Raw genomic sequence first — 20419 nt, 5'->3', positions numbered from 1 at the left:
ACATCTTACTTTATCAGAGTTGGGTAAGAAATTTTTGATGGAGGTGCTAAATACAAGCTAGGGGAAGGCAAACAGCTTTTATTTATTTTCGTTACACTTACCTCTTGAATTCGATCTTTCTCATCCTCAAAAGGAACTTCAATCAATGTGCTAGAGGAATCTGCTGCTCTGGAATTATTAAAATCTTTGCTTGGTTCATCCCGTATCGAATCAGAAACAGAACAAGCAAAGTATTTATCTGAATGGTTGGGTTATTTACCTTTAGGCTTGGAGTTGGTGGGGCATTATTTAGCCGAAAAACCCGATCTATCCCTTAGCGATCTCCGACAGCAATTAGAAGCCAAAATACTAGAACAAAAAGCTCTGCGGGTTCGCACTTTTGGAATGGCAGTCGAGTTAGATATAGCGGCAGTTTTTGAACTGAGTTGGCTAGAACTTAATTCTCAAGAGCAAGAACTTTTCTGTCTTCTAGGTTTGTTTGCCCTTGCTCCAATTCCTTGGGGAATTGTTAAAAATTGCTTTCCCGATCTTGATGACTTAAACGAGTTGCGCGATCTCCTCATTGCTTTCAGTTTGTTGAACCCTATTTCGGCTGATATCGTTCAATTACATCCATTAATTAGAGAGTTTGCTAAGAGAAAAATCGAGAGCGGCGATCGGGCTGATGAATTGAAACAGAAGTATTGTCGGGAAATGATAAAAATTGCCAAGCAGATTCCTCAAACACCAATTCTAAAAGACATTGAGCAAATTTCCCCCGCCATTCCTCACCTCATAGAAACCGCAACAAATCTGATTGCTTGGGTGCAAGATGAGGACTTAATTTGGACGTTTGTTGGGCTGGGTCACTATTACGAAGGGCAAGGACTTTATACTCTTGCTGAACCTTGGCTGGAGCAATGTTTGTCAGTGACGGGCGATCGTTGGGGAGAAGAACATCCTGATATTGCCTTTTCCTTGAACAATTTGGCTACACTGTACCAATCTCAAGGACGTTACGAAGAAGCCGAACCTTTGTTAGTTCAATCCTTAGAATTGAGACGAAAACTCCTCGGAGAAGACCATCCTCATGTTGCCTCTTCCCTGAATAATTTAGCTATACTGTATGAATCCCAAGGACGTTACGAAGAAGTCGAACCTTTGTATATTCAATCCTTAGAATTGAGACGAAAACTCCTCGGAGAAGACCATCTTGATGTTGCCTTATCCCTGAACAATTTGGCTACACTGTACCAATCTCAAGGACGTTACGAAGAAGCCGAACCTTTGTTAGTTCAATCCTTAGAATTGAGCAGAAAACTCCTCGGAGAAGACCATCTTGATGTTGCCTTATCCCTGAACAATTTGGCTACACTGTACCAATCTCAAGGACGTTATGAAGAAGCCGAACCTTTGTATGTTCAAGCCTTAGAATTGAGACGAAAACTCCTCGGAGAAGTCCATCCTGATGTTGCCTCGTCTCTGAACAATTTAGCTGCACTCTACAAATCTCAAGGACGTTATGAAGAAGCCGAACCTTTATTAGTTCAATCCCTAGAATTGATACGAAAACTCCTCGGAGAAGACCATCCTGATGTTGCCTCGTCTCTGAACAATTTAGCTGCACTCTACAAATCTCAAGGACGTTATGAAGAAGCGGAACCTTTGTATATTCAATCCTTAGAATTGATACGAAAACTCCTCGGAGAAGAACATCCTGATGTTGCCTCGTCTCTGAACAATTTGGCTAAACTGTACCAATCTCAAGGACGTTATGAAGAAGCCGAACCTTTGTATTTAGATGCGATCGCGATCGCCTTGCAGAAACTCGGGTCGAATCATCCTTATGCAATAGGTTTTCTGAATAATTTTACTGGTTTTCTCCAGCAAGTTATCTCCAAAAATAGAGAATCCGAATTGAGCGAAAACTTACTCACTCAAAAACTATTATCGCAACTCAAAAACCCGGATTCTGAAACAAGTCAAAATGAATAGTAGGTTACGCTACTCACAGCGTAACCTACATCTCCAATTTATCCTGCAAACACCTGATTTGCGGCGGCAACCCCTGCACCTGGAGTAAAATTGGTTTGTCCCAATTCTTGTAATACCGCTTCTAAAGCAGCAATTACCGTGAGGATATCGCGATCGCAGACAAAACCCAAATGACCGATGCGGAATATCTTGCCTTTGAGATGATCTTGACCTCCCGCTAAAGAAATCGCGAATTTTTCCTGCATTAAAGAGCAAATTTTCTCAGCTTTCACATTCGTCGGCATAACCGCAGTAACCGCAGGACTGGCCACCTCATTCTCACAAAACAAACTCAAGCCGAGAGCTTTAACTCCTGCCCGCGTTGCTCGTTTGAGGCGATCGTGACGGGCAAAAATATTCTCTAACCCTTCTTCTCTCATCATTCTCAAGGATTCTTGCAGCCCAAAAACTAAATTAATGGGAGGAGTAAAAGCGGTGCTGTTTTTCGCCGTTGCTTTGCGATGCAATCCCAAATCGAGATAATATTTGGGCAACGTCGCCGCTTCATAAGCCTTCCACGCTTTGGCACTCACCGCCACAAATCCCAAACCAGGAGGAACCATATAACCTTTTTGCGACCCAGACGCGACCACATCTAACCCCCATTCATCGATGGGAATATTCATTGCCCCTAAACTGGTGACAGCATCGACGATCATTAATGCCTCTCCGTGGGCTTTTACCGCTTTATTGATGCCTTCCAGGTCGTTTAATACCGCCGTTGAGGTTTCCGAATGGGTGATAATAACCGCTTTAATTTGCTTCTCCTTGTCCGCTTCTAACTTCGCCTCAAACGCAGCCGGATCGAGAGGTTTGCCCCATTCAGCGCAGATACATTCTATCCGCAGGGCAAAGGTTGCGGCCATCTCTGCCCAGCGTTCGCCAAACTTACCATTACAGCCTACCAAAACGCGATCGCCAGCACTCAAAAAGTTAATCATTCCCGCTTCCATCGCCCCGGTTCCGCTCACCGTCAGGGCTTGCACGTCCTGTTCCGTTTGGTGTAGCCATTTGAGATTAGCGGTCACTTCCTCTTGAATTTTGCTGTAGGCTTTGCTGCGGTGGCCGATGGGGTGTTTGGCGATCGCTTGCAAAACCCGCGCGGGTATGGGAGTTGGACCGGGGATCATTAATAATTGTTTGTCTTCCATCAGTAATCGAGAAGGGGTAATCGGTAAGGGATAATTGATAATTGGTAGTTAATTTAACAAAAATTACGACACAATTTCGCGATTTTCAGTTTTGTCGTCTTCTATCACTTCTAAAATCTCCGGTAAAAGTTCGGGTTCGATCTTTAAAGTATTTAACGACCAGCGATGTTCGTAGGGAATGTTTCCCTGTTCGCAAATTGTCTCAATTTGACGCTGTTGCGCCAGGGCTTTGCGAAGGGTAATAATCAATTGTTGAACGGGTTCGCGGAGGGCGGGATTTTTTTCCACCGTAGAGAAAGTTTTCCGCTCTAGCAGTTGCAAGAGCAATTCATAGTGAATGAGAGAAGGAAGAGGAATTTGATCCATTGAAGACCGAGTTTAAGAGAACAGAAGAGAGTATAGGAATTTTCCCATAATCTCGTTCGGGTTGAGAAAGAAAGATTTTAACGGGGAAATAATGCCGCGATCGCCTCAGCCGGATCGGGTTTCCTTAATAAGGATTCGCCAATTAAAACGGCATTTGCTCCTGCTTTACGCACGATATCAATATCGGCGGCAGAATGTAAACCGGACTCGCTAACGATAACGATATCGCGATCGCGCAATTGTGCTTGTCGTTGTGCCAAGAGTTGCTCTGTGGTTTGCAAGTCCACTGAAAAATCTTCCAAATTGCGATTATTGATTCCCACTAGCTTAACACCTTCAATTGCGAGAACGCGGTCGAGTTCTGCCAGGGAATGAACTTCGATCAGGGGAATTATGCCCAATGTTGCGCTAATTTTAATAAAGTAGTGCAGGTCGCGATCGCCTAAAATCCCCGCAATGAGTAAAATCGCATCTGCACCTTGACTGCGGGCTAAAAAGATTTGGTAAGGGTAAATAATAAATTCTTTACACAATAAGGGCAAGTTAACCGCAGCGCGGACTTTGGCCAAATTTTCCCAACTTCCCTGAAAAAATTCGCGATCGGTGAGGACGGAAATGCAACTCGCACCAGCTTTTTCATAGGTTTGCGCGATCGCCACGGCATCGAAGTCAGGGCGAATAATTCCTTTACTCGGGGAGGCTTTTTTAACTTCCGCAATAAGAGCAGGTTGCGTTTTGCCTGTTTTTAAAGCCGTTAAGAAATCTTGAGGGGGAGAAACATCTGAGACTTGTTTTTGCAATTCTAGCAAAGGGACGCGATCGCGCATCTTTTCCACTTCAGCTTCTTTTGACCAAACAATCTTCTCCAAAATATTACGCGGTTCAGCTTCGGGGTGGTTGACCCGATAGCGTAAAATGCTGACATCAATGGCGCGGCTAGGATTAATTCTACGAATTTGCATAATCTGGGTAATCAAGAATGAGCAATGGCAATGTCATAGCATTATAGTCCTCCTCAATCCCCAAATCTAGGAGAATTTTCCCTCAGACTTGAGGGAACTGAGAAGCAAAATTGCGTAAGTTCTATCCTCATTAATCAGGGATTAATAATTCCAGCGCTGTCCTTTTCCCCCCCCAGATTTCCAACCTTTACCATTGCGAATATCAAGGTGAACAAAGCCTTTTTTGGCACCATATCCAAGGGCACCATACCAACTTTTATCCAACCAACTTTGGAATTGCTCGACATCTCTATTCAAAGGCTTAATATCGACGGCTCCTCCATACAAATGTTGAGAATCTTGCGCTCCCCCCACTTCTCGATTAACCTTGGGAGGACGATACCAAGATGTGACTAAAAGCGGTTGTCCCCATTCATCTCGAATCATATCAAGTTCCTTGGATATCGCGAAAATATTGGCAATGATTTTAGCATCCTCGGGAATTCGTCGCACATCGCGCTGAGTAACTTCGCCTACTGTAAAATATTGGGATATTTTGGCATTATCATCTCTCCAATTAATTCCGGCATTCACAACAGGTTTAAAAGAAGATGCTTCTGAGAGAAATAATTCTGCCTCTGCTGTTCTTCTTCTTCGCAATCCCTCTTCTACATTACTGCCAGGATTAACATATAATAAAAAGGCGCGTCGCATATCTCCCCAGTTGCGTTCCTTGAGATTGCGAGTTATGGTTTCAAAACCTGTTAAGCCGTAGAAATGCGCCCCTAAATTATAACCAAAACTTAATAATGCACCGCGTTGATTGTTATTTAATTCCGACCAAACCGGAATTTTTTCGAGAGGAGGAAGATAATCTTGTTCGAGTTGATATTCTAAGAGATCGTCTGCTTCTTCTTGGCTGATTTTTTCCCCGAGTCGGAATTTACCTCCATCTCTTTTTCTCGTACTTCCCCAACCAATTGTAATGGGATCTCCTCCTGATAGAGGATCGGGATATGCCTCCAGATGAGAACCTTCAAATTGTTTAATCAATTTGATGCCAGGATAAGGAACTTCTCCTGGTAAAGGCTCTCCGGTTTCTGGATCTTGGGGAGAGCGATAAAGGTCGAGGGCTTTTTTTGTTTTCTCTTGCCCAAGTTGTTCTTCAATGTACTCTAGGGCTTCTTTTTGATGGGGCAGCTTTTTATAATGAGCCGCCATACGTTCAATATTATCCATAATATTACTGAGTTTTGGTTCTCTTAATCCTCAAAATATACGGTAGAATACCAAATCGCAAGTAAATTTAATATTTGTTTTTCAAGAGATTGGGAAACTTTACGTCTCTCTATCGGTCAATAATTGAGAAATCTACCTGTAAATATTTCATGAGTCTTGTTACCAGTGCAGATGATCGCGGTGCGGGCAGTTTGCGAGAGGCGATCGCCAATGCTTCCCCAGGAGATACAATTACGTTTGCCGCGAATCTCCAGGGCAAAACTATTACTCTCAGGGAAGAATTACTGATTCCCAAAAACTTGACAATTGACGGAAAAGATGCTAGGGGAATTGCCATTAGTGGCGATCGCCAGAGCCGGGTTTTTAATCTGAACCAACAGGGTATAAGCGCAACCCTGCGTAACTTGACCATTACCGAGGGAAAGGCGGGTGGAGATGGTTTAGGGGGTGGGATTCGGATGGAAGCAAAAACAACCCTTGTCGTCGAAAATAGCAACCTCAGCAATAATGTTTCCACGGGAGAAGGAGGGGGTGGAATTTGGACGGGATATCAAAGCACAACGACAATTCTCAATAGTACATTTGTTGGGAATAATGGGACATCGGGGCGGAAAGAACGAGGAGGAGGCGCGATCGCGGGGGGAAGTGAGGGCAATCTCACAGTTAAAAACAGTACCTTTACAAACAATCGCGGTTCTGTTGGGGGAGCAATTAATAGTCTGTTAGGAAATCTCACTATTGAAAATTCTACTTTTAGCGATAACGCTTCGGCAGGAGGTGGAGGACTGGGGGGCATTAGTAGCGGCGGTTACGGGGGAGCCATTTATACTGATGGTGCCTCGGCGACTCCGAATGCCAGCACCCGAGGGAATATTATCATCCGCAATAGTCGCATCGCAGGCAGTCGCGGGGCGGGACAAGGAGGCGGTTTGTTTCTCTATGGCTATCGCGGCGATAAAATTGTGGTGGAAAATAGCACGATCGCCAACAATGAAGTGATTCCCGATCGCAAAGGTGAATCTTTTGGGGGGGGTTTGCGAGTTGGAGGCGGTGCGGAATTAACTATTACAAATGTGATGTTTGCGAACAATCGCGCCCATGTCCAGGGAGGGGGATTTTGGATAGGGGATAATTCTTCTTTTGCGATCGCCAATAGTTCATTTTGTAACAATCAGGCCAAGTCTGAGGGTGGAGGGGTTAATTTGGGGGGTGGGATGTTAATTGCCGGGGTACCGGGACGCATTACCCAAACCACCATCGCCAACAATACCGCCGCTTTTCAAGGGGGAGGTTTCTGGGGGGGAGGTGCCAATGTCCGCGTTGCTAATTCCATTTTGAGCAATAATCGCGGTATCAATGGCTATAATGTCCATCATCATACAGGGCAGTCTTTTGGCGACGCTGGGGGAAATGTGCAATCTCCCGATCCTAATCCCAAGGATACGAAAATAACGGCAGGAGTAAAGTTAATCGATCCGCAATTGAGTGCTTGTGCGGATAATGGTGGGGCGGTACCGACTCACCCGAGGCCGGGCAATCCACAAGTGAGGGGCGGGGCAGTTTCTCAATTATTGGAGATAGAAAATGTGGCGATCGCGCCTTCCCCTTTGGTTTTTATGGGGGATTCTCTGGCCTTGTTGGGGGCGATCGGGGTCTTTTGTTTGTTGAAATTGGGTCAAAGAAAATGAAACAACAATTTTGAGGGCAGAGATTTGCAGAGAGTGCGATATACTCTCTGCAAAAGCAACTGAGGAAGAATATGCTATCGTTAGTTTAAATGTAGACTCAAAATATTTCTAGTATTTTTGCGATCGTGAAAGAGCAAACATTTCAACTTGATGATTTAACCATCCAATTTCTCGAACGATGCCAGGAATATGGATATCAAGACCCTAGTGAAGTTGTGAGAATCGCGCTGACAAAATTTAAGTTAGCATTGAGTGCGGATAAACTCCAAGAATCTGCAAATCTCTATGCAGAAGTTTATGAAAGCGATCGCGAACTGCAAGAACTAACAAATTTAGGTTCAGAAGAATGACAGAACTAATACTAAAAATTGATGAATCTCTTCGGATAGTGTTTGCTTTGTAAAGATACGATCGCATAACTCAAAAAATAGGATTAGGAAGTGTAGTTTTATTTATTTTTCCCTAAAAACTGTAACAGAATAAGCGTTAACAATGCAAAAAAAGTTCCTGTAATTAAGCTCAAAGAAAGAGCAATTACAGGACGATTAATCAAAGGTTGGGGGATATTTAACTCTTCAATAACTGTTGCTACGAGTTGCCATTCTGTAATTTGTTTTGGCACAAATGAAGACACGGCTGAAGCGGTTATGGATGCAGAACCTAAGCCAATTCCAATGATTCCAACTAATTCTTGAAATTGGCGATCGCGTTGAGATTGTCTGGTTTCAACGATACCTCGAATTGTGTTCAAGAGAGTATCAATCATTTCAATACCCGCACTCAGGCTATCATAATCATGTTCAATTTGATCTTGATAGATTGATGTGCCATTTTGTTTAAATGAGTCCAATAAAGGCGTAAGATTGGTTTCGCCAAGATTGGTTTCTTGTCCTTCTTTATTTAACCATTGTATATTCTCTGTATAGTTCCGCATATTGATTTTAATGGCATTCAGTTGGGCATTAAGTTCTTTAATTTGATAAACATATTCTGAAAATGGTTCGATTTTGTCTTCTAAGTTATCTTGCAATTGTTTTAAGGTGGGTTTACTTTTAACGAGTTGTATAGCTTCTCGAATTTTGGCAAATTTCACTGTTAATTCTCGTTTTAAGCGTCGCGTTTGAATATAAGCATATAAGATTTTATTCCGATGGGCAAATGCCAGCATCCAATAATGATAAAAGCTGCCTAATATGTTGGCGAAATTTTCTGTTTTATAAACACTGTTAGGATAGATCGCGATCACAATATGATTGTTATCTTGTATATTCTCCCATCGCTGCGGGGGAATCCAGATTTCAATCACATCAGCCCCTAAAAATTTCCCTTGAGTGCGATTTTTTTGCCAATAATACTCGATATCTTCATCATCTTTTAAAGTGTCTGAGATAAATTCTTTGTAGATCGTTTTGGCGATCGCATCAGATTTTTCAGGATGTTCTGTTTGACAAGACAGCAGCCATGTTTTACCGATATTTCCTTCAATGGATTTTGGAGATGGGGAGAAAATTGAAATACCTGGCCTTGAAACTTCTTCTTTGAGCCGTTTAAAATAATTGATAGGAATATCTTTCTCGTTCAATTCCAGTTCTAGCAAAACCCCGTAAATGTCGTTCATGATTACGGGAAAATAATAACCTTCAATATTTTCCAAATCTGGCGATCGAACAAAACCTTTCTCAATTGAGTAACTCGAATCAGGATATTTTGCTAAACTCAGTAATTCTATATATTTTGGATTTGGGGCTTCTTCTTCTTTTTCTAAAGCACTTTTTAATGATTTTTGGAGACGAGGAAAGGGAAAGTTTTTCAAAAATGCTTGTTTTCGTTCTTGTTGTGTTTTTTCGCTATCTCCCAATCCCTGACGAATATTAAAGAAAAAGAGATCGAGAGTCAAGTTACTGATTTTATGTGTCATTTTATTTGCAAACGCTGATGACAGTTAAAGTAAGGAGGAAAATGATCGCACTGGGAATCTAAAGCACTCTGATATATTTTCAAGGTTTTTGATTCCTCCATTTACGAATTTATTCTTCATTTTTTTTGCTTCAGCGATAGTATCATTACTGGTTAAAGGAAGAATAGTTGAATTTGTGGTTTGTGTGTTGAGACGAGATTCTAAGTTTTTGAGCGACAGTATCATTACTGGTGACAGGAGGAATAGTTGAATTTGTTTTTTGTGTGTTGAGATGAGATTTTAAGTTCTTATTTGGAACAGGTTTGGGGAGTTCTTGGGGTTCATATTTTCCTTGTAAGTTGTTGCAGGTTTGTTCGTAAAGTTCCTTGAGGGGATTGTATTCGTGAGCGATTTCTTCTAGGGTATGAATGGAGTCGATAGAGTTTTGCTGTAAATCGTGACCGACTTGATTAATTTTGGCAACGAGGGAAGCGGGTAAGGGTTGCTCTAATTGGCTCAATGCGGAGATAAAGGCTTGGAGGATTTGGCGATCGATGGGATCGAGGTTGGCGATCGAAGTTGTGTTCATGGTTGAGTTTGTTAATGGATTCCAGTGAGGATAAAAGCAGCCCAATAATAAGGGTTTTTATAAGGATGGGTGAACTTATCTATTTTAGCTAGTTCTGCCTCCCGTGTGGCTTCTCGTGCTAAGAAACGTTGCAATTTTTGGGGGCGATCGGTTTTTAAAAACCTGTTGGCCAGGTCGCGATACCAATCGGCGATATCCTGATGGGTAGCTTGTTTGAGCCAGTTTTGGGACTCTTTCAGGGCTTTGGCGGGGTCTTGGGTTTGTTGATAGCGGTGGTAAAATTGGCTCAGGAGGAGTCCAGTAGCGCGTTCTTCTACTGTCCAGAGGGTACTGAGAACATAGTTTGCACCCATTTTTAAAAAGCCACTGACTAACCCGACATATTCATCAATGAGGTTTTGTTGGCTGGTAATTCCGGTTTCGCAAGCAGACAGACAAATCAGGAAATAATTGCTCAATTGTAAGGTTTCGTTATGGAAGATATCTTCTAGGGTAAATTCTTGTTCATTGGCGAGAACGAGGGCGGATTGGAGGGGATTATTGATGTTATGGTAGGCGTGTCCGGTAAAGTGGAATATGCCTTGATTATTGGCAATTGCTTCGATGATGTTTGCGTGGGTGACTTGTTCTCCTCGGTAGGTTTTATTGTTGGGAAAGAAAAGATTGAGGGTTTCTGCTTCGAGAAAAGCAAAGGGGAGTTCGTTTGCTTGTTCGATGTTCAATAGAGAGGATGAAACTGGAATGTTTTCTCTGTCTTGATTATTATTGCTGAGATTTTTTTGCAGATAATGACCTATTCTCGCACTGGGAAGATGGGTGACAGTACGATGATTAAAGAGTTTATGGAGAGGAAGCAGATGGAGTTGACGATGGGGAATGAGAATGAGGCGATCTATTTCTTGAAGATAGAGTGCCAATTCTTTAATATTGAGAATATCGTAGAGTTGATTTAATCTCAAGTCCATATCTCGAAACCAAGGTGTTAATTTTCTTTCATTTGGAGTCTTTTGTTTTTGTGGATCGTAATTTTTATAATCATTTTCCCAGTCTTGTAACCATTTTTCAAAGCGTTGGAGTTGTTCTAAAGCGGGAGGATAGGGTTTGATGGGAGAACGCCAAAAAGCGACCCCAGTATCTTGTTTAATGTTCCTTGATTTAGGATAGGGAAGAATTTTTGGATCTGCGTTATGTTTGAGGATAAAGGTCGTAATTGCAACGGGGCTGATATGCCAGTAAATAAGGGCTGTTTGCGGTTGGAGGAGTTGTTGGATTTCTGAGTAGGTGGTTTCGGGAAGATTGTAAACCCAACCTTTTTGCAACCAGTGGAGACAAGTATTTTTTCGTTGTTCAGCGATGTTGAGGGCTTTGATGATATCTTGAGGATTATTAGAATTAGCTTGGCGATCGACTCGCAGTTGAGAGAAGGGAGCAAATTTTCTTGCAAGCTCGATTTTTTGACGATCTTCTGTATCTCGTAAAAGTTGTGCAAGTTGTCGATTTCCTTGTTCGATCCGTTGTTGAAATGTTTGTTTGTCGCCGAGATAGTTACAAAGTTTGAGGAGTTGTTGTAGGATGATAATGTATTTTTCTGGGGAATCTGTAAAGGAGAGAGAGTCTAATATTTTATTGCAGAATTCTTTTGCTTTGAGCCAGTGTGAAAAAGGGTCTTTCCGATCTCGTACTAATTGATGCCATCCTTGCCAACTCTTCTCATCACTAGGCTCAATTTCTAGGGCTTTATTATAGCTTGCGATCGCCTCTTCATATCTTTTTAGATGATCTAGTGAAAGTCCTCGATTATGCCAAGCATAGTAATAATCAGAATTGATTTCTAGGGATTTATCATAACTGGCGATCGCCTCTTCATATCTTTGTATATTAGATAGTGCAACTCCTCGATTATGCCAAGCAGAGTAATCATCAGGTTTGATTTCTAGGGCTTTATCATAACTGGCGATCGCTTCTTCATATCTTTCTAAATGAGATAGTGCAACTCCTCGATTATGCCAAGCAGAGTAATAATCAGGTTTGATTTTTATAGCCTGATTAAAACTACCTAATGCTTCATTGTAAAGTCCTAATTTATCACATAAAACTATTCCTCGTCCATTCCAAGCAGAGTAATAATCAGATTTAATTTCTAGGGCTTTATCATAACTGGCGATCGCCTCTTCATATCTTTTTAGATGATCTAGTGAAGTTCCTCGATTATCCCAAGCATAGGAATCATCAGAATTGATTTCTAGGGCTTTATCATAACTGGCGATCGCCTCTTCATATCTTTTTAGATGATCTAGTGAAAGTCCTCGATTATCCCAAGCATAGTAATAATCAGGATTGATTTCTAGGGCTTTATCATAACTGGCGATCGCCTCTTCATATCTTTTGAGATGATCTAGTGAAAGTCCTCGATCATTCCAAGCAGTGCAATAATCAGGTTTGATTTCTAGGGCTTTATCATAACTGGCGATCGCCTCTTCATATCTTTTGAGATGATCTAGTGAAAGTCCTCGATTATTCCAAGCATAGGAATCATCAGGATTTATTTCTAGGGTTTTATCATAACTAGCGATCGCCTCTTCATATTTTTCTAATCCATGTAAAGCAATGCCTCTTCCTCGCCAATCCTCATAATTTTGTGGTTCAATCTGTATAGCCTGTTCAAAATCTTCTTTTGCCTTCTCCTGCTGTTCAATTTGTTGATAAGCCAAACCTCGCCGTGCTAAAGCTAAAGGATACTCTGGCCTAATCTCCAAAGCGCGATCGCAGTATTGAATACACTCCTCATATTTCTCCAAACGATAATAAGCCCAACCGCACCAATACCACACCTCAGCATTATCTGGTGCTTCCTCGCAAGCTGTTTGCAATATCTCCAATGCGCCTTTATAGTCTCCCCGATCGCCGCGATCGCGTCCCTCAGCCAACCGAGTTTCTAAGTCTTCTGGTTCCATAATTCAGCCAAATTTACTCTGAGTTTCTCCTATTATGCCGTAAAATCTTTGTGAGTGGGAGAGGCAATACTCCTTCTAACCAAAACGACTCGTAACCTTACCCAAAATGCGATCGCCTTTCACAAAACCTAACCTTCGGCTTTCGCGATCGGTGAAAGTTTGCTTAAATTAAGCAGTGAGCAATAATTGGGATAACTCTCATGCAATTGATTTGTTTTGCTCAGAAATCCCCATCCCTAGGTAAGGAGTGTTAATCATGGAAAGATGTCTCAGAGTCGGTCAACCAGCCCCAGATTTTACAGCAACTGCCGTTTACGATCAAGAATTCAAAACCTTGAAACTCTCGGACTATCGCGGTAAATATGTTATTCTCTTCTTTTACCCTTTAGATTTCACTTTTGTTTGCCCCACAGAAATTACAGCTTTTAGCGATCGCTATGAAGATTTTAGCAAGATCGACACAGAAGTTCTCGGAGTTTCCGTCGATAGCGAATTTTCTCATCTTGCTTGGATTCAAACCGATCGCAAGGAGGGAGGAATTGGCGATATTACTTATCCTCTCGTTTCTGATATCAAAAAGGAAATTAGTACGGCTTACAATGTTCTCGATCCCGATGCAGGGGTCGCATTGCGCGGACTCTTTATTATTGATAAAGATGGGGTTATTCAGCACGAAACAGTTAATAATCTCTCCTTCGGACGCAGTGTAGACGAAACTTTGCGAACCTTGAAAGCAATTCAATACGTGCAGTCTCACCCGGATGAGGTTTGTCCGGCAGGATGGCAAGAGGGTGATAAAACAATGGTTCCCGATCCGAAAAAGTCGAAAGTTTATTTTTCTGCTGTTTCTTAATTCCGCATTTGGGAATATTTGGGAGGAGGCGATCGCCATGTCGTCTCCTATTTTTTTCCAGTTTTTTTCCAGTTTAGAACTTCTTGCGCCCTAAAAAAACACAAAATTGTGCGACTAATTCTGGATTGCGCCATCCTCGCTCGGCTTCCTCCTCAAGAATTGTGAGAGCATTATTCTCGGAAATAGGTTTTTTGTGAGGACGGTTACTGGTCAGGGCATCATAAATATCAATGATTTGAAAAACTTGAGCTAACCAAGGAATACTTTCCCCCGCAATGCCATCAGGATAGCCACTACCATCCCAACGCTCGTGATGATGGCGAATAATCGGTAACGCTCCTTGCAAATCTCGCACAGGTTGACAGATTCGTTCTCCAATCAAAACGTGCTGGCGAATCAGTTCTCGTTCTTCCAGCGTTAAGGGAGTGGTTTTGAGAAAAATAGCATCGGGAATGGCGATCGTGCCAATATCGTGAAGATGAACGGCATTCTTGAGATGTTGAATCTCTAATTTGGAAAGTTGTAAATGTTCGCCGAACTTTTGTGCTAAATCGATTAACCGTTCCGAAGGATTTGCCGTATCGCTGCAACGGCATTCGATCGCCCGCGCAATTGAAAAGAGAACCTGTTTGGACTGGTTTAAATCTTCATTGAGGCGTTTTTGGCGAATCAGAGATTTAACGCGCACCGATAGTTCGAGGCGATCGAGAGGTTTAGCGAGAAAATCCGTTCCTCCGGCTTCAAGTCCATCAAGACGCAGACGGCGATCTTCCGCGAGAGTCATGAAAAGAATAGGAATGTGAGCAGTTTGTTCGTTTTGTTTGAGTCGCCGACAGACTTCGATCCCATCCATTCCAGGCATTAAAACATCGAGCAAAATCAAATCGAAATCCTCCTCAGAAGCGATTTCCAGGGCGATCGCGCCCCCTTCTGCCTCTCTAACCTCATAACCATCCAATTGCAGCAAATCCACCGCCAATTGGCGCGTTAAAGCGCGATCGTCTACAACCATTACCTTTGGTTGATCCAGATGATGAATGTTTGCGATCGAATCCTCAATCCCCTCAGAGATAGAAATCACTAGCTTAAAAAGAAACCTATTCCAAGTATGCTGTTGAAGATAGATTTTGAGATCGGTTTTTTCACGGAAATTTTGTTACGTCTCGCAATCCTTAACGGTTTTGAAGATTATTCAGGAATTGATTTATTCTGCGTCCAGCGTTTTTTCCAGCGACTTGTTGGTTCTAGGTGACTTATTTCCCGTTCTTGGTCGCGGCGTTGCAGAATTGTAGCCCTAGAATCGTTTAAATTGGCATCTCGGTAAGGGATAGCAGCACGGGTGTGTAGGTGTTCGCGTTCCTGTGGCAATAATGGTGGCAGATCGTTAGGCAGAAAACTAGCAATAGTTCCAGGCGATCGCCGTCCCACCCCTTGAGTTGCGCCAAAAAATAAACCAGCCTGACTTAAAGCCGTTCTCACCGCAGCAGCAGAGGAATAGGTGGCGAGTCTTCCCTTGGGGTGCAAGCATTGGGAAACCTGTGCTAAAAATTCTACGGTCCAGAGTTGCGGACATTTGGGGGGAGAAAAAGGATCGAGGAAAATCGCATCGGCGTGAAACCCCGATCGCACAACTTTTTGAATCTGCGATCGCGCATCTCCCAAATATAGATCTGCCTGCAATTGCGGCGATCGCAATTTCTGCGTGTCGGCAAATTCACGGAGAAGGGAAGACAAGTCACCATGCGGAGAAGAAAAAGAAGCTAATAAACCTTGACTGGCAGCCTGTTGAGAAACAGTAACATCAAGTTCTAGGGCAATGAGCCTAATATAGCAAGTGGGATTAGCTGACCAAATCGCCGCGATCGCCGCCGCACTGTTATATCCCAACCCGTAGCAAATATCCAACAAGTGCAAACAGTCGTTTTCTTGCGCTTTTTGGTATAACTGACAAGGTTCGATATACTTATATTTTGCCTCTTGACGCGCTCCATGAAAAGAATGAAAGCATTCATCAAACAATCCAGAATAGAATGTAAAAGAACCATCATCGGTTAATCGGGGTTGCCAACTCATTTCAATTATCAATTAGCGGCCATGAGCCCAGAGAAGTAGAAGTGTCATTAATTATCAGTATGAACGATCCTTTTTACGAAAAACCCTTGCAACGACTGCAAGAATATATTTATCTCATTCCCATTTTTGGAGTATTACCCGCCCTGTGGACCCTAAAGCGCGATCGCGGTACTCCCGAACAACGCCAAGTCTGTCGTTTGTCCATTACCCTTGCCCTAGGTTGGCTACTAGCTTATATCCTTCTCTCCTTTGGAGGCAGTCAAACCTCAGAAATTTTTCGCTTTCGCCTTCTCTTCCTCAATAGCTTAATCGGTTCAGGCTATTTTCTCACCTGCTTGGCGATAATGATACGCCTATTCCGCCGCCAATCTCTAAAAGTGTCAGGAGCAAGTCAAATTGCCGAAGGAATCGTGCGGAAAACCCTGTCTTGAGGTTGAATATTGTTAGACTCAACCTCAATGGCGATCGCCAACCCTGTAAAAAATTGCGAAAAGTGCGGGTAAAACCGTAAAGTTAACGAACAGTTTACAATCAAAATCGATCGCTAAACTTTTGCCGCATGAGGAAACCCGTGTCAGTGAAAAGAAAGTCAAAACCGAGCGTTCGCCGCTATTCTCAAAAATCACCCCAGATCGGGAAAGTCAGAAAACGCAAGATCGAGAAAAAAAATGCGCGTTGGCTCTGGATTTGGTTAGGATTAACCGGAGTCGGCATAGTTTCCGCTACTGCGGGGGCAATTCTAGCTGTATCTCTATCCGCAACACCCCTACGCCAAGTTCTCCTCAGTCCTGAAGATGCCGCCGTATTTAATCAAAAAGAAGCGATCTCCTCTCAGTCCCTGCGCTTCCCCAAACTGACTCGGCCAGTTAATATTCTCGTTCTTGGCACGAAAGTCCTCACCTCAGACCTAGAGAATCCCCCCCAAGACAATTTGGGCTATCATGCTTTAGTTGATTCCTTTGAAGGATTAACGGATACGATGCTGCTGGTGCGCTTCGATCCAGACAATTACAAACTCTCTGTCCTCTCCATTCCTCGAGATACTCGTACCACCATCGACGGCTTTGGGCAAATGAAAATTAATGCCGCAAATCATTATGGTGGGGCTGCCCTCAGTGCCAAAACAATCAGTAATCTTCTCGAAGGAGTTTCCATCGATCGCTATGTTCGAGTCAATATCCAGGCCGTAGAAAAACTGATCGATGCCTTGGGTGGCGTGACGGTTTATGTTCCCAAAGATATGAAATATACCGATCTCAGCCAGCATCTTTATATCAACCTCCAACAAGGGGAACAACTCCTTGACGGCGACAAAGCCATTCAATTTTTGCGTTTCCGCTATGATCGCTATGGGGATATCGGTCGCATTCAACGCCAACAAGCCCTCATGCGGGCGGTAGTGGAACAAACCCTCAGACCTGCTACTCTTTTGCGGCTTCCCGATGTCATTCAAGTGCTAAAATCCAATATTGACACCAATCTCAGCGTCGAAGAAATTGCCGCCCTCGCGGGGTTTGTCTCCCATACCAATCGACAAGATGTACAAATGTTGATGCTACCTGGAGACTTTAACGGAACCGGGGAAAAAGAAGTGAGTTATTGGATTCCCAATAGTCGTCGCATTCGCACGATGGTAGCACAGCATTTCGACCAAGGCTATAACGAATCCGATCCCACTCGTAAGGGTGCAGTTAAGATTGCCATACAAGATAGTACGGGCAACCCTGAAGCGATCGCCACCCTCAAGCAAATTTTACAAGAGCAAGGTTACGGTAACTTCTTCATCGGAACATCTGTATCCCATTCTCTCAATGAAACCCACATTATTGCCCAGAGTGGCGATCGCAACAGTGCCACAGAACTCCAGTATGCTTTGGGCTTAGGGGAAGTTCTCGTCGAAAGTACGGGAGAACTGAACTCGGATATTACTATTCAATTGGGAAGAGATTGGTCCCGGTTAAAAGAGGGTGGCGATCGCTGGACAGATAATTGATAGTTGATAGTTGATAGTTGATAGTTGATAATTGGGAATGAATAATTGGTAATAGATCATTGATAATGCCCTCTTTTCCTAAAAATCGTTCCGATCCGCCTCGTAGTCTTACCCTAACCGACGAAGCCGGACAAAGCCTTTGCTGTTCCATCGAGCATTCTTTTATTCAAGATGGTGCGACTTATTTTTTGCTTCTGCCCCTCGATACTCCCATCACTATTATTGCTTGGGAAAGCGATCTCGATGATGCCGAAGCAATTTGGGTAGAGGACAGCGCAGAAATTGCCCTGGTTTTTGATGATGCTAAAGCGGTTTTAGCAGAACAAAACCTGACCCTCAACCAAGCGGCGTATACCCTAACCGTGAGTGGAGAATTACCCGAAGCTGACGAAGATGATATCCTAACCTTAGAAATTGAGACAGAAACAGACCAACTAGAATCAGAACAGTTTCAATTTTTGACCCACTTTTATCACGAAGAACAAGAGTACGAAATTTATACCCCCCTCGATCCCCTGCTCTTGTTCGCCAGACAAACCCCAACAGGGGATGTAGAAATCCTTTCTTTGGAAGAACTACAAAGTATTCAACCCCAACTCCAAGAGTTACTCGTTCGCGAACTCGATCGCGAAATCTAGTATCTTCCCCATTCCCAATTCCCTACTCTCCATCCCCTAAAATTTATGAATTTTGGCAGTTTCTCTAAATGGTTTTATACCCTAGCAGTTTTACCGGGGATGATGGTTTTCTGTGCTTGGCACAGCACTCAGTGGTGGTATTGGGTGGTTTCTCCCGTTGCTCCGGCGGAAGAAGCCGTTAAAATCGATATTGATGTTCCAGGGGAAACGTCAACTCGACAAATTGGTGCAGACTTAGAAGCAACTGGGGTTATTTCTTCTGCTTGGGCGTGGAATATTTGGGCATTTTGGTTACTATTCCAGGATCGAGACGGGTCATTTAAAAAGGGAACTTATACCCTCTCTCCCTCCCAATCTACCCCGGAAATTGCGGCTATGATTTGGCAGGGAAATGTCCGAGAACAAACTTTTACGATTCCCGAGGGTTGGTCGATCGCGCAAATGGGAAAATATTTTGAGCAACGGGGTTATTTTGCCGCAGAAGCCTTTGTGCAAGCAACTCGTCAAATTCCCCGCGATCGCTATCCGTGGTTGCCCGAGGGACTCCCTCATCTGGAAGGATTTCTTTATCCCGATACCTACCAACTCCCGAATAATAAGGCACAACCCCAACAGGCGATCGCGTTAATGCTGGATCGCTTTGCAGAGGTAGCCCTTCCTCTTTACCAACAAGGGCAACAACAAACCGCCTTGAGTCTGAAAGATTGGGTAACTCTAGGCAGTTTAGTGGAAAAAGAAGCGGCGATCGCCGCAGAACGTCCTAGAATTGCGGGTGTTTATACTAAGCGACTGAATGAAGGCATTAAATTGGAAGCCGATCCGACGGTAGAGTATGGTTTGGGAATTCAGCAAACTGCCGACCAACCCTTAACTTTTGCTCAAGTGGGAACTCCCAATCCTTATAATACTTACCTCAATCAAGGGATGCCACCTACTCCCATTGCCAGTCCTGGGTTATCCAGTCTGCAAGCTGCCCTCAATCCAGAACCCACAGAATACCTCTTTTTCGTTGCTCGTTACGATGGAACCCACGTTTTTAGCAAAACCGTCGCAGAACACGAAGCTGCTAAAAATGCGATTCGTCAAGCCAGAGAAAGCAATAATCAATAACCAATAATTAATTACTAAATATATGTTGTGGGCAGAATTTTTACAGCCGGATTTGGTCTTAGAGAATACCGTTATTGGTTTGACCCCCGAACTTCTCCAGCACTATCAACTGAAAGGATTGGTTCTGGATGTGGATGAAACCCTTGTTCCCCTCAAAGAACGAGAAGTTTCTCCAGAAGTTGCTGAATGGATCGGCCAAATACGCCAAATCGCCTCCTTGTGGCTGGTTAGTAACAATATCAGTGAAACCCGCATTGGTGGTATTGCCAAATCCTTACAACTTCCCTATATCTGTAGTGCTGGGAAACCGTCCCGTCGAAAATTAAGAGCCGCGATCGCCTCGATGGGATTTCCTGCCGATCGCGTGGCCATGGTGGGCGATCGCCTGATTACCGATGCTTTAGCGGGCAACCGCATGGGAATGTTTACCATTCTCGTTGAACCTATGGTCGATCCGGCGATCGTGGCTCGTTCTTATCCTTTGCGAACCCTTGAAGTGCGCTTAACTCAAGGTCTCCTCGGGTTTCCTCTCACGGGCAAGCAACAAAACTTTAGAAAAGATTCATAAATCTTGACAAAGTGAAATATAAAGAAAAGATTACGAAATAAAAGTTAGGGCAATTGTTATGAGACCACTAACACGGTAGAGTCGAGTTTGGGAAAAATTCAACCCAGTTTAGACGATGCAGCACGGAGTTTAGGTCATTCCCCTGCAAGTACGCTGATTAAAGTTCACGCACCTTTGATGTCTGGGGGACTTTTAACCGCGGCCATGTTAGTTTTTGTGGATGTCATGAAAGAACTTCCCGCTACTTTAGTAATTCGCCCCTTTAACTTCGATACCTTGGCGATACAAGTCTATCAATACGCTTCTGATGAACGTTTAGTAGAAGCTGCTGCACCCGCTTTAGCTA

General features: G+C 43.3%; 18 protein-coding genes and 1 pseudogene. 10 read left to right on the top strand and 9 right to left on the bottom strand.

Going from position 1 to position 20419, the window contains the following annotated elements:
* The first annotated feature begins 147 nt into the window (after positions 1 to 147).
* Positions 148 to 1974, top strand: coding sequence for a tetratricopeptide repeat protein (locus JUI58_RS17245; protein ID WP_348539913.1), 1827 nt, complete (start codon positions 148 to 150; stop codon positions 1972 to 1974).
* Between the two features lie 38 nt (positions 1975 to 2012).
* Here JUI58_RS17245 and JUI58_RS17240 read toward each other — a convergent pair whose 3' ends face one another.
* The 4 genes from JUI58_RS17240 to JUI58_RS17225 all read right to left on the bottom strand — a co-directional run bounded on the left by JUI58_RS17240 (position 2013) and on the right by JUI58_RS17225 (position 5710).
* Positions 2013 to 3164 (bottom strand): alanine--glyoxylate aminotransferase family protein, encoded by a 1152-nt coding sequence (locus JUI58_RS17240; protein ID WP_204105038.1) that lies wholly within the window; start codon positions 3162 to 3164, stop codon positions 2013 to 2015.
* Positions 3165 to 3227: 63 nt separating this feature from the next.
* Positions 3228 to 3530 (bottom strand): DUF5340 domain-containing protein, encoded by a 303-nt coding sequence (locus JUI58_RS17235; RefSeq protein ID WP_204105037.1) that lies wholly within the window; start codon positions 3528 to 3530, stop codon positions 3228 to 3230.
* 77 nt (positions 3531 to 3607) lie between these two features.
* Positions 3608 to 4492 (bottom strand): indole-3-glycerol phosphate synthase TrpC, encoded by an 885-nt coding sequence (trpC, locus tag JUI58_RS17230; protein ID WP_204105036.1) that lies wholly within the window; start codon positions 4490 to 4492, stop codon positions 3608 to 3610.
* Positions 4493 to 4633: 141 nt separating this feature from the next.
* Positions 4634 to 5710, bottom strand: coding sequence for a D-Ala-D-Ala carboxypeptidase family metallohydrolase (locus JUI58_RS17225; protein ID WP_204105035.1), 1077 nt, complete (start codon positions 5708 to 5710; stop codon positions 4634 to 4636).
* A gap of 149 nt (positions 5711 to 5859) precedes the next feature.
* Here JUI58_RS17225 and JUI58_RS17220 point away from each other — a divergent pair, with 149 nt between their 5' ends.
* The gene (locus JUI58_RS17220) at positions 5860 to 7398 is read left to right on the top strand and encodes a right-handed parallel beta-helix repeat-containing protein (protein ID WP_204105034.1); all 1539 of its coding nucleotides are present in this window, start codon (positions 5860 to 5862) and stop codon (positions 7396 to 7398) included.
* A 125-nt stretch (positions 7399 to 7523) separates the two neighbouring features.
* Positions 7524 to 7748, top strand: coding sequence for a hypothetical protein (locus tag JUI58_RS17215; RefSeq protein WP_204105033.1), 225 nt, complete (start codon positions 7524 to 7526; stop codon positions 7746 to 7748).
* Positions 7749 to 7846: 98 nt separating this feature from the next.
* Here JUI58_RS17215 and JUI58_RS17210 read toward each other — a convergent pair whose 3' ends face one another.
* The 3 genes from JUI58_RS17210 to JUI58_RS17200 form a co-directional block, all read right to left on the bottom strand.
* Positions 7847 to 9316, bottom strand: coding sequence for a hypothetical protein (locus JUI58_RS17210; protein WP_204105032.1), 1470 nt, complete (start codon positions 9314 to 9316; stop codon positions 7847 to 7849).
* A gap of 145 nt (positions 9317 to 9461) precedes the next feature.
* Complete coding sequence (locus JUI58_RS17205) at positions 9462 to 9884, bottom strand: hypothetical protein (RefSeq protein WP_204105031.1); 423 nt, start codon at positions 9882 to 9884, stop codon at positions 9462 to 9464.
* Between the two features lie 11 nt (positions 9885 to 9895).
* Positions 9896 to 12838, bottom strand: coding sequence for a tetratricopeptide repeat protein (locus tag JUI58_RS17200; RefSeq protein ID WP_204105030.1), 2943 nt, complete (start codon positions 12836 to 12838; stop codon positions 9896 to 9898).
* Positions 12839 to 13094: 256 nt separating this feature from the next.
* Between JUI58_RS17200 and JUI58_RS17195 the strand changes: the two genes are divergently transcribed.
* The gene (locus JUI58_RS17195) at positions 13095 to 13691 is read left to right on the top strand and encodes a peroxiredoxin (protein WP_204105029.1); all 597 of its coding nucleotides are present in this window, start codon (positions 13095 to 13097) and stop codon (positions 13689 to 13691) included.
* A 73-nt stretch (positions 13692 to 13764) separates the two neighbouring features.
* On the opposite strand, the gene JUI58_RS17190 is transcribed toward JUI58_RS17195, so the two are convergent.
* Positions 13765 to 14772, bottom strand: coding sequence for an HD domain-containing phosphohydrolase (locus JUI58_RS17190; protein ID WP_204105028.1), 1008 nt, complete (start codon positions 14770 to 14772; stop codon positions 13765 to 13767).
* Positions 14773 to 14879: 107 nt separating this feature from the next.
* Complete coding sequence (locus JUI58_RS17185; protein WP_204105027.1) at positions 14880 to 15764, bottom strand: MnmC family methyltransferase; 885 nt, start codon at positions 15762 to 15764, stop codon at positions 14880 to 14882.
* Between the two features lie 59 nt (positions 15765 to 15823).
* On the opposite strand from JUI58_RS17185, the gene JUI58_RS17180 reads away from it, so the two are divergent.
* From JUI58_RS17180 to JUI58_RS17155, 6 genes and pseudogenes are all read left to right on the top strand, one after another.
* Entirely contained in the window at positions 15824 to 16195 is a 372-nt protein-coding gene (locus JUI58_RS17180; RefSeq protein WP_204105026.1) for a hypothetical protein, read from the top strand.
* 128 nt (positions 16196 to 16323) lie between these two features.
* Positions 16324 to 17757: an LCP family protein gene (locus JUI58_RS17175; protein WP_204105025.1), complete on the top strand. Its 1434-nt coding sequence runs from the start codon at positions 16324 to 16326 to the stop codon at positions 17755 to 17757.
* Between the two features lie 65 nt (positions 17758 to 17822).
* Entirely contained in the window at positions 17823 to 18395 is a 573-nt protein-coding gene (locus JUI58_RS17170) for a DUF3727 domain-containing protein (protein WP_204105024.1), read from the top strand.
* A 45-nt stretch (positions 18396 to 18440) separates the two neighbouring features.
* Positions 18441 to 19505, top strand: coding sequence for an endolytic transglycosylase MltG (gene mltG / locus JUI58_RS17165; protein ID WP_239121543.1), 1065 nt, complete (start codon positions 18441 to 18443; stop codon positions 19503 to 19505).
* A gap of 22 nt (positions 19506 to 19527) precedes the next feature.
* Positions 19528 to 20073, top strand: coding sequence for a YqeG family HAD IIIA-type phosphatase (locus JUI58_RS17160; protein ID WP_204105023.1), 546 nt, complete (start codon positions 19528 to 19530; stop codon positions 20071 to 20073).
* Between the two features lie 69 nt (positions 20074 to 20142).
* Positions 20143 to 20419, top strand: a pseudogene (locus JUI58_RS17155) (iron ABC transporter permease); the annotation flags it as partial.

This window comes from Spirulina sp. CCY15215, assembly GCF_016888125.1.
In the GTDB taxonomy this organism is placed as follows: Bacteria; Cyanobacteriota; Cyanobacteriia; order Cyanobacteriales; family Spirulinaceae; genus CCY15215.
This window is presented reverse-complemented; position numbering and strand designations above follow the sequence as displayed.